The following is a 9,316-nucleotide window of genomic DNA, read 5'->3' as shown; positions in this document are numbered from 1 at the left end:
CGTCGGTGTCCACCTGCGTGGTGGTGATGTTGCCGATCAACCCCTGGTACCAGCCGTAGCCGCCCAGACTTGCGACGATGGTCAACGCCGTGACGACACAGGCGACCCGCTGTCCAGTGGACAACCGAGGGGATGGTGGACGTGACAACCCCTCCTCCTCTCCCGTTTCCGACCGAACCCGCCCAGCGTGTCAGTGGTTGCTGAGTTCTTCCTGAAACGAACCTGAAGGTCGCCTTCAGGTGGGGAGCGAAGAAGGGGCACGAAACCGCCGGAACCCCCGGTCACCGACCGTCAGTGGTCCGCGCGGACATCCACGACCGCGCCCGAGAGGTCGAGGATCACGTGGTACTCCTGATCGTCGGAGCCCCGCACCCGGACCTCCCACCCGCGCCGGCCGGCCTCGTCGACGCGCTCGGTTTCGGTGGCCCGAGCCCCCTCTCCGACCGCTTCCTCCGCGGCGAGGGCCACCTCACCACGGCCGGCCTCTCCCGAGGCCCCGGAGTCCTCCCACGGGGCGGGCCCGCCGTCGGTGTCGCGCAGGGGCGACCCATTGATGGTGAACACACCGGCGTCGTCCCTGTCGGAGTCATAGCGCACACCGAGTGTGACCTCGGCGCCCTCCAGGGCACGCAGTTCCGCCAGGACCGGGTCCGCCACGCCGTCGCCATCGAAGTCCCCTACGATCGCATCGGTGAGCAACCACGCGCGAGGGCCGACGTCGACCCCGACACCCGCGACGTACCAGTCCTCGACGGCCGCACCGGAACGCAGGCCACCGACCAACTGCTCAAGGCCGTCGACCGGCCGGGAGGGGCCCTCCCCCACCGGGGAGCGGAGGGTGGGAGCACCGGTGAAGCCTTCGAGACGGATCGTGTCGACCGTCCTTTCCGGGTCCCCGAGCAGGACGTACCCGCCCATGGCCAGGGCCGACAAGGCGGCCGCGCAGGTGAGGAGGAACCTCGGCAGGCGTCGCATCATCGGCTCCTTCCTCGATGGGGTGTCGAGCGAACCTCATTGTCCACCAGCGCGATGATGGGAACCTGAAACCAACCTGAAGCCCGTTTTCAGGTTCCCCTCATGCTGGGCTCAGCATCGACCGGCATGCTGGAGCGGTCCAAGGAAGCAGGAGGGTGCGGCGCGGTGACGATTCTGGTGGTGGAGGATGAGGAGGGCATCGTCTCCTTCGTCCGGCGCGGCCTGGAGGACGCCGGACACCGGGTGGTGACCGCCTCCGACGGTGTCGACGGGTTGGTCATGGCCCTGTCCACCGATGTCGACCTGATCGTCCTGGACCTGGGGTTGCCGCACCTGTCGGGTGAGGAGGTCCTGCGTCGGCTCCGCCTGCGCCGCCCCTCGGTACCGGTCATCGTGCTCACCGCCAAGGACGCGGTCGGTGACCGGATCGCCAACCTCGACGCCGGCGCCGATGACTACATGGTCAAACCGTTCAGCGTGAACGAACTCCTGGCCAGGATCCGCGCCCGGCTGCGTACCGGCGGTCAGGACCGTACCGACACCCTGACCGCCGGGGACATCACTTTGGACCTGGGACGGCACACCGCCTTCGTGGACGGTGCCGCCATCGCCCTGTCCGCCCGGGAGTTCGACCTGTTGGCGGTCTTCCTGCACCACCCCGGTCAGGTGTTCTCCCAAACCCGGTTGCTGGACCTGGTCTGGGGTTACGACTTCGACGGGGCCTCCAACGTCGTCGAGGTCTACATCAGCCAACTGCGCCGCAAACTCGGAGCGGATCACATCCAGACCGTGCGCGGTGTCGGCTATCGCTTGAGCGACGGCGCCAGGTGAGCCTCACCGAACGCGTGGTCCTACGGTCCCTGCTGGTGATGGTGTTGGTGGTGGGCGGTATCACCGCCCTGACCTATGAGCTGGTCCTGGTCTCCGGCCGAAACGACGTCGACGGCCTGCTGAGTCAGGAGTCCGAACTCCTGAGCGACACGTTGGGGGAACAGATGCCCACCGCCGCCGGGCTGGACGGTGTGGTGTCGGGTCCCGAGGCCGAACGCGCCGCACGCCGGGCACTGTCGATCCGCCCCAGTGGGGCCCGACATGTCTCACTGATACACGTCGACGGGGTCCGTCTGCAGAGCACCGGCGGCCCTTCCAAGGTCGCGGGGCTCATGCGCGGCGACGACGCGCCCGCTTCGGTCCCCGGGGTCGCCCGAACGATGGACACCGACGTCGGCCGGATCCGTGTGCTGGACACTCCCGTCACCGACGCGACCGACGAGGAGATCGCCGTGATCACCGTCGTCGCGCCCTTGGACATGGTCCACGACACGGCCGCCACGGTCCTGTTGGTCACCGCCCTGGCCGGAGGGATCGGTGTCGGCGGCGGCGGGATCGCGCTGTGGCTGGTGGTGCGTCGCACCTTGGCCCCGGTGCGGGAGGTGTCTGCGGCCGCGCAGGGGATCTCCCCCGCCGACCTCACCACACGTGTGCCCGTCCCGAAAACCCACGACGAGGTCACGGAGCTGGCCACCGAGATCAACCGGATGCTCACCCGTATCGAACAGGCGGACACGGGTCGGCGCCGCTACCTGGCGGCGATCTCCCACGAAGTACGCACCCCGCTCGCGGTCGCCGAGGGGCACCTGGAGTTGCTGGGAGGGCCGGAGGCGGAGATCGTGCACGCCGAACTCGAACGGTTGCGTCGGGTCCTGGAGGACCTCATGGCGGTGGCACGCGGCGGCGACGAGATCGACGCCGACCGCGGTCCGGTGTTCCTGCCCGACCTCTTCGATGCCGTGCGGGCCAGGATCGAGTCGCTCCCCTTCGCGCGATCAGTGGTCTTCCAAGAGGCCTCGCCTCAGGTCGTGCTCGGAGACCAGGCCAGGTTGGAGCAGTGCCTGATGAACCTGATCTCCAACGCGATCGACCACAACCCACAGGACGTGGTCGTCGACGTGGCCACCGACGTCGACGAGGGCACCGTGGCCCTGACCGTCACGGACGACGGAACCGGGGTCGATCCAGAACTGCTCCCGCACGTGTTCGAACCGTTCGTGACGACGCGCTCCGACCAGTCGGGAAGACTCGTCGGTCTGGGGTTGCCGATCGTACGATCCCTGGTGAAGGCGCAGGGCGGCCGTGTGGCCTTAGAGAGTGGTCCCCAGGGGAGTTCGGTCCGTATCCTCCTGCCCATCGCCACGGCCTGAAGGACGACCCGGCGGGGAAGAAGGTCCTGTGCCCCCCTTGCCGGACAGCCAGACTAAACGTAAGGTAACTTTCCAATACCAGGGGTCACCGAACCCGTACCCACGGCCGACGTGACCCACAGGGATCGACTCCGCCCGCCACGCCCCTTGGGCCTCTCCCCCGGAGCACGCCATGCGTACCCTGACCTCCTCGACCGCCGCCCTCCTCACCGCGGTCGCCCTCCTGCACACCCCCGCCGCCGCCTCCGCCGAGACCGAGGAACCGGTGCCCACCGCGGCGACCCTGGTCTGGTCGGACGAGTTCGACGGCCCCGCCGGCTCCGCCCCCGACCCCGCCAACTGGAACCACGAGACCGGCGACCACGGCTGGGGCAACAACGAACTGCAGAACTACACCGACAGCCGGGCCAACTCCGCACTGGACGGCAACGGCCACCTCGTCATCACCGCCCGCCAGGAAGCCGACGGTTCCTACACCTCCGCGCGCATGACCACACAGAACAAGGTCCAGCCCCAGTACGGCAGGATCGAGGCACGCATCCAGATCCCGCGAGGACAGGGCATCTGGCCGGCCTTCTGGATGCTGGGCGCGAACTTCCCCCAAACACCTTGGCCGGACTCCGGCGAGATCGACATCATGGAGAACATCGGCCGCGAACCCCACCTGGTGCACGGCAGCCTGCACGGACCCGGATACCACGGCGGCAACCCCCTGACCGGTTCGTACATGCATCCGCAGGGGTGGTCCTTCGCCGACACCTTCCACGACTTCGCCGTGGACTGGCGACCCGGATCGGTGACCTGGTCGGTCAACGGCAACGCCTACCAGACCTACACCTGGGAGGACACCCGAGGAAACCCGTGGGTGTACGACCAGCCGTTCTTCATGATCCTCAACGTCGCCGTGGGCGGCGACTGGCCGGGCTACCCGGACGGCAGCACACAGTTCCCGCAGGAGATGCGTGTGGACCACGTGCGCGTGTACTCCCTGGACTGACCGAGTGAGCGGCGGGGGTGTCGGGTCCGGGGCCGTCCGGACCGGGCATCCCCGCTTTCCCCTGGTGAAGCGGCTTCCGGCAGGACGAAGGACACCGTGATGATCACCGACGCACAGATCCGAGCCACGCTGACCGACTACCTGCGACGTCACCCCGAAGAAGCGGCCACGCTCGCCGAACCGGCCCGAATGCTGAGCCAGGGCCGCGACCTCGCCTCACGTCGGACCTTCCCCCTGCACGTCACCGTCGGTGCCCTGCTCGTTCGCCACCGGGCCGAGATCCTGCTGGTCGAGCACCGCGCCTACGGCCTCACCCTGCAACCCGGCGGCCACCTGGAGCCGACCGACTCCACGCTGATCGCCGGCGCCGCACGCGAGTTGGTGGAAGAGACCGGCGTCGACGTGGGCACGGTCGCCCCTGGTCCGCCGGTTCCCGTCTATGTCGAGTTCGGCGAGGTCCCCGCCCGACCGGACAAGGACGAGCCCGCGCACTTCCACCTCGACTTCGGATACGCCTTCGCCACGAGTTGTGGGGAGATCGGGCGTGTCCAGGAGTCCGAGGTCGAGAGCGCCGAGTGGTACCCGTTGGAAGTGGCCGAGCGCCTTGTCGGTCCCCGTGTGGGGCGCCTCGGGTAGATAGCCCTGCCGGTGATCTGGCGGGGTGGGTGTGGGGGTGGGCGTGTGGGGCGCCTGAGCTAGGAGCTCTTCTGGTTGTTGGGCGTTGCTCGGATGGCTGGTGGGGCGCCTCGGGTTTCTGGCTCTTGGGGTGGTTGGGCGTTGCGGGGGTGGGTTCTCCCTCCTTCCCCGCCCAACAACCTCAAGGGCCCCTACCCGAGGCGCCCCACCAACCCACCCGAACAACGCCCAACAACCCCAGCGCTCTCTAACCTCACCCCGCCTCACCGCGCTACCTCCCAAGGCAAGATTCAGGTTCATCGTCCGGTGCTGCCGTCGATCAGTTCCCGAAGGATGTCGAGGTGACCGGCATGACGACCGGTCTCCTCGATCATGTGCACCAATGCCCACCGCATCGACGGCGCGGATTCGCCCGAGTGAGCCGGACCTTCAATGTCCGCGCAGTCCGCAATCACCTGGTTTGCCGCGGAGACGGCTTCGCGATATCCCTGGAGGACGCTTTCCGTACTCTTGCGCGGATCTGCTTGGAAGGTGTCCGCCCAGTCATGGGGCTGTTCCCCGAGGAAGACCCGGCGTTCGACATGGGTCAGGTGCTCGATGAGACCGAGCAGGTTCGTGCCGGAGGCGACCCCCGGAGCACGCACACGTTCCTCGGGCGCGTCGACGACCTTGGCCAGGGCACTTTCGCGCAGGTAGTCCAGGAAGCCGGTGAGGACCTCCATCTCACTCGGGCCGGTCCTGGGCGGTGGCCGGTCCCGTCGTCGGTTCGAGTCGGGCATCGGATTGCTTCCCTTCACTGTCGATCGATTCATGTCGTCGAGCGACGGCGCGCCACCAACACATTGTCGATCACCCATGCGGTCCGGTCCTCGTCTCCCTCCGGCCCTTGGACGTTCTCGGCACCCCCTGCACCCACGGCGCCCTCGGGACTCTGGGCGAGCCGGGAGCGTCGTTCGCATACGAGGGCGGACCAGTCGGCCCCCAGGTCGAGCGAGTTCCACAGATCCTCCGGTGTCGGATGATCCTCGCGTTGCTCCCACGACCAAGGAGCACTGGAACCGTGGTCGATGACGATCAACAGCCCGCCCTCGACCACCGAGTCCGAGACACGACGCAGGATGGCGTCACGGTCGATGTCCGTCGGGGTGTGGAAGTGGTTGGCGTAGACCAGATCCCACGCCTCGGGTTCGGGCACCGAGAGGGCCAGGTCGTGGTGCCGTGTGCTCAAGCGATCCGCCAGGCCCGCTCTGCGAGCACGTTCATTCAGTACGGCCAGCACGCGTTCCGAGATGTCCACGGCGGTGACGTGCCAGCCCCTGGCGGCCGTCCACAGTGCGTCTCCTCCGCGACCGCAGGCGAGTTCGAGTGCCCTACGGGTGCCCATGGATGGTGGTGCGAGGGCCGGATCCTCTATCAGCGAGGTGAAGGCCGGGCTCGGTCCGGGGTCCGGTGAGGAGGAATCCTCGTCGTGGTATCGGCCTTCCCAGAACTCTCGGTTGGACGGGAGCGGTGCGGTTTCTGATTCCATGCCGCCATGGTGGGCGTTCCCGGGGCCCGGAGGCACATTCCTGTGCAGATATGCAAAGAAGCAAATCTACAAAGAACCCATCCGCACCGAACCGTTCAGCTCTCGTGCAGGTGGACGCGTTCGCCTTGGGTTCCGAAGACCACGATGACCTCGGCGGGCTCCCGTTCAGCGGGGTTGCCGATCCAGTGCGGCGTACGGGTGTCGAACTCGATGGCCTCACCGGCCTTCAGTAGGAGGTCCTCTTCAGTGCCCAGGACCAGTCGAACGCTTCCCGAGAGTACGTAGAACCACTCGTGTCCTTCGTGAGTACGCATGCCGGGCGTCGGAAGGGATCGGGCGGGTGGATAGACGACCTTGTAGGCCTGGACCCCACCGGCACGTCGAATGAGCGGGACGAACGTCAAACCGAAACGGCGCACCGGGTGCAGGTGCACGCGCGGATCACCCACCCGGGGCGCGTTCACGAGTTCGTCGATCGGGAGCCGATGGACCCGTGAGAGCGGCAGCAACTGTCCCAGGTTGGGCTGAACCCGGCCGGTCTCCAGCCGCGAGAGGGTGCTCGGAGTGATCCCGGTCCGCTGCGCCAGTTCGGTCAGGGTCAGGCCCGCCTGCTTACGGAGGATCCGCAACCGAACACCCACGTCGTCGAGCACAACTTGATCGCCGTTCCGATCATGGCCTTCCCGGTCTTTGGGAACTTCGGGGGCTTCCGGGTCCTCGCGTTCGTTCATCGGTTCATCTTCACTCATCGACTCAGAGGAATTCGACCCGACCGAACATAGGGCGACCTCCCGGCCCGTTGAGGACCGATACCCGACCCGACTACCTTGACCAGCGCAGATGATGCCCCTTGAACCCATTCCACCAACGCCGCCACCGGAGGCACCGGGGTCGACGCACATCTACTGCCCGTACAGGCCCGGCCCTCGACGCGATGTCAGCAATGGAGCACAACGGCTACCGGTGCGCCGTCTGCGTCGAAGCCCGAGCACACGCCGCACTCCGCATTCGGGGATACCGGCCTGCGTGGGCGTGACCAGTTCGCGCCGGGCACGCAGGAACACGCCCAGAGGATTCGACGATGTCTCGCTCATGAGTCCAGTTCAGGAAGTCGCGGGGTGAACAGAGGCGGTCCTGGCACACCCCAGGCTCCACGGGGCTCTTCGGGCGCGGCGGTGATCGTGTCGGCGACGACGGTCCATCCCCACGTGCGTGGGGCTCACGGGATGCGGGGGCAGCGTGGGGGCGGGTTCCCCGGTCCATCCCCACGTGCGTGGGGCTCACGGGATGCGGGGGCAGCGTGGGGGCGGGTTCCCCGGTCCATCCCCACGTGCGTGGGGCTCACGGGTGGGGAAGATGCCCATGATGCGGGGAGTCGGTCCATCCCCACGTGCGTGGGGCTCACAGTTAACGACCTGCGACAACGCGGCATGTTATCTCCGCGTTATGTTCGGATCAGGCCGAGTTCCGAGCCGGGGTCACCTCTTCGACGCCGTCATGATCCCATATACCGGTCCCTGACCAACGACACACAGAACCAGGTCACCGAGGGACTCAGGACAGCTCGGGTCAGGTCCGGGGTGGGACGGCGTGGGGGAAGTCCAATTCTTGGAGGGCGGTGCGCAACCGCTCGGCCGCCGCTTCCAGAACGTTCCGGTCCTCTTCCACCTCCACCGTGGTGAAGTCGAAATCGGACAGGTCCCAGACCGGGGCCACGTGGACGTGCATGTGCGGGACCTCGAAGCCCGCGATCACCATCCCGGCACGAGGGGCGTCCCAGGCCGCGCGTACACCCTGACCGATGGCCTGGGCCACCTCCATGCACTTGGTCAGGAGCGCGGGCTCGATAGCGGTCCAATGATCGACCTCGGCACGGGGGACGACCAGGGTGTGGCCCGGGCGGAGCGGGGCGATGGACAGGAAGGCCACGACCTCCGGATCCTTCCAGACGAAGTGCCCGGGTAGGTCACCGGCGATGATCTTCGAAAAGAGGGTCGGCATGGGAAGGCCCTTCTTGTCCGCGAGTGGCGTCCTCAAGGTTCTATCAGGGACCTCGGTCGATCAATCGAGTCCGATCCCGTGTTCGTCGACCAACGGTTGCAGCCACGCTTGGAACTCTCGGTCCGGGCGCACTTCCCACATACTCGGAACGGTGACGTCGAACTCCGACTCGACCCAGGCACGGAACAGAGCGTGGGCCTCCTTCGCCTCCTGTCCCTCGGTGTCGTCCTCATCATCGAACGCGTCCGGTTCGGCGCCGAAGGCATGGTCGACGAATTCCCGGTACCCGATCGCGACCAGCTTCAGGAAGTCGACGGGGTCGTCCGCGAGGCGGATCCCTTCGCCGCCTTCCGAGGAAAGCGCCACGAAGCGAGGCGCACCTGAGTCGTCGAACCAGAGCAGGGCGAGGCCGCCAGAGCCGTCGGTCTCCGCGAGCGGGATGAGGCGCTCGGCGCCGGGCGCCTCGGGGTCGAGCCACCCACGAACCGACAAACCCGCCGAGAACACCGAACCGAGTTGGAACTCTCCCGGATAGGGCGTGAGGAACGGGTCTCCCCCGGTGTCCTCTCCTCCCCATCCCTGCGATTCCATGAACGACCACGCGCGACCGAGTTGCCCGGGAAGGGTGATCCCGGACGGAAGTCTCGCGACCAGGCCCTCCTCCACGGCCGAGGCCTGTGGCGCTTCACCCGTCATGTCGAAGACGGCGTCCTCCACGGCGGCGCGGGAAAGGACCAGGAAGGTCACCATGAACCGCAGTTCCTTGTCGCCTTGACCACTGATCAGGGCGACGTAGCGGTCTTCCCGTCGCCAGACCAGGACGGTCGTGTGGTTGAGCGTGGTGAGGACGACGTCCAGGACCGTGCAAGCGTGGGGGTCGTCCGAGACCTGGATGACGGTGGGTTCGCCCCAGGCCTCACGTGCCGCTCGCTCCATCGTGTTCGCCACCGGCTCGGCCTGTTCCAGCACTGCGGTGTG

The 9,316-nt window shown here is 67.3% G+C and carries 11 protein-coding genes and 1 pseudogene; 4 read left to right on the top strand and 8 right to left on the bottom strand.

The features are described from left to right. Together ABZ717_RS28040 and ABZ717_RS28035 are read right to left on the bottom strand one after the other, a co-directional pair. Positions 1-148 (bottom strand): annotated as a pseudogene (locus tag ABZ717_RS28040) (LytR family transcriptional regulator); the annotation flags it as partial. 143 nt (positions 149-291) lie between these two features. Beyond that, positions 292-978 carry a PepSY domain-containing protein gene (locus ABZ717_RS28035; RefSeq protein WP_087103411.1) on the bottom strand — a complete coding sequence of 229 codons (687 nt, stop codon included), beginning with the start codon at positions 976-978 and terminating at the stop codon, positions 292-294. A 162-nt stretch (positions 979-1,140) separates the two neighbouring features. Between ABZ717_RS28035 and ABZ717_RS28030 the strand changes: the two genes are divergently transcribed. From ABZ717_RS28030 to ABZ717_RS28015, 4 genes are all read left to right on the top strand, one after another. Further along, complete coding sequence (locus ABZ717_RS28030; RefSeq protein ID WP_358516090.1) at positions 1,141-1,806, top strand: response regulator transcription factor; 666 nt, start codon at positions 1,141-1,143, stop codon at positions 1,804-1,806. Beyond that, positions 1,803-3,176, top strand: a complete 1,374-nt coding sequence (locus ABZ717_RS28025) for a HAMP domain-containing sensor histidine kinase (RefSeq protein ID WP_358516086.1) — start codon at positions 1,803-1,805, stop codon at positions 3,174-3,176. Before ABZ717_RS28030 ends, ABZ717_RS28025 begins: the two co-directional genes overlap by 4 nt. 172 nt (positions 3,177-3,348) lie before the next feature. Next, positions 3,349-4,173, top strand: a complete 825-nt coding sequence (locus ABZ717_RS28020; protein ID WP_358516083.1) for a glycoside hydrolase family 16 protein — start codon at positions 3,349-3,351, stop codon at positions 4,171-4,173. Between the two features lie 99 nt (positions 4,174-4,272). Further along, on the top strand, positions 4,273-4,809 hold the full coding sequence (locus tag ABZ717_RS28015; RefSeq protein ID WP_358516081.1) for an NUDIX domain-containing protein: 537 nt from the start codon (positions 4,273-4,275) through the stop codon (positions 4,807-4,809). Between the two features lie 296 nt (positions 4,810-5,105). On the opposite strand, the gene ABZ717_RS28010 is transcribed toward ABZ717_RS28015, so the two are convergent. The 6 genes from ABZ717_RS28010 to ABZ717_RS27985 form a co-directional block, all read right to left on the bottom strand. Continuing rightward, positions 5,106-5,531: a DinB family protein gene (locus tag ABZ717_RS28010; RefSeq protein ID WP_358516079.1), complete on the bottom strand. Its 426-nt coding sequence runs from the start codon at positions 5,529-5,531 to the stop codon at positions 5,106-5,108. Between the two features lie 86 nt (positions 5,532-5,617). Next, complete coding sequence (locus tag ABZ717_RS28005; protein WP_358516076.1) at positions 5,618-6,337, bottom strand: class I SAM-dependent methyltransferase; 720 nt, start codon at positions 6,335-6,337, stop codon at positions 5,618-5,620. Between the two features lie 95 nt (positions 6,338-6,432). Next, complete coding sequence (locus ABZ717_RS28000; RefSeq protein ID WP_358516073.1) at positions 6,433-7,086, bottom strand: XRE family transcriptional regulator; 654 nt, start codon at positions 7,084-7,086, stop codon at positions 6,433-6,435. A 153-nt stretch (positions 7,087-7,239) separates the two neighbouring features. Beyond that, positions 7,240-7,431, bottom strand: a complete 192-nt coding sequence (locus tag ABZ717_RS27995; RefSeq protein WP_358516071.1) for a hypothetical protein — start codon at positions 7,429-7,431, stop codon at positions 7,240-7,242. Between the two features lie 475 nt (positions 7,432-7,906). Beyond that, on the bottom strand, positions 7,907-8,338 hold the full coding sequence (locus ABZ717_RS27990; RefSeq protein ID WP_358516069.1) for an HIT family protein: 432 nt from the start codon (positions 8,336-8,338) through the stop codon (positions 7,907-7,909). Positions 8,339-8,398: 60 nt separating this feature from the next. Further along, positions 8,399-9,316 (bottom strand): hypothetical protein (locus ABZ717_RS27985; protein ID WP_358516067.1); only part of this gene is annotated, 918 nt, incomplete at its 5' end.

The organism is Nocardiopsis sp. NPDC006832, assembly GCF_040635885.1.
Classification (GTDB): Bacteria; Actinomycetota; Actinomycetes; order Streptosporangiales; family Streptosporangiaceae; genus Nocardiopsis.
Note: the sequence above shows the minus strand (reverse complement) of the source record. Positions and strands in the feature narration are given on the sequence as shown.

What these genes read in the sequence shown, in the direction of transcription:
- ABZ717_RS28015 (WP_358516081.1), top strand. Translation starts at nt 4,273, where the DNA reads ATGATCACCGACGCACAGATCCGAGCCACGCTGACCGACTACCTGCGA.
- ABZ717_RS28020 (WP_358516083.1), top strand. Translation starts at nt 3,349, where the DNA reads ATGCGTACCCTGACCTCCTCGACCGCCGCCCTCCTCACCGCGGTCGCC.
- ABZ717_RS27995 (WP_358516071.1), bottom strand. Translation starts at nt 7,431, where the DNA reads ATGAGCGAGACATCGTCGAATCCTCTGGGCGTGTTCCTGCGTGCCCGG.
- ABZ717_RS28035 (WP_087103411.1), bottom strand. Translation starts at nt 978, where the DNA reads ATGATGCGACGCCTGCCGAGGTTCCTCCTCACCTGCGCGGCCGCCTTG.
- ABZ717_RS28000 (WP_358516073.1), bottom strand. Translation starts at nt 7,086, where the DNA reads ATGAGTGAAGATGAACCGATGAACGAACGCGAGGACCCGGAAGCCCCC.
- ABZ717_RS28010 (WP_358516079.1), bottom strand. Translation starts at nt 5,531, where the DNA reads ATGGAGGTCCTCACCGGCTTCCTGGACTACCTGCGCGAAAGTGCCCTG.
- ABZ717_RS28005 (WP_358516076.1), bottom strand. Translation starts at nt 6,337, where the DNA reads ATGGAATCAGAAACCGCACCGCTCCCGTCCAACCGAGAGTTCTGGGAA.
- ABZ717_RS27990 (WP_358516069.1), bottom strand. Translation starts at nt 8,338, where the DNA reads ATGCCGACCCTCTTTTCGAAGATCATCGCCGGTGACCTACCCGGGCAC.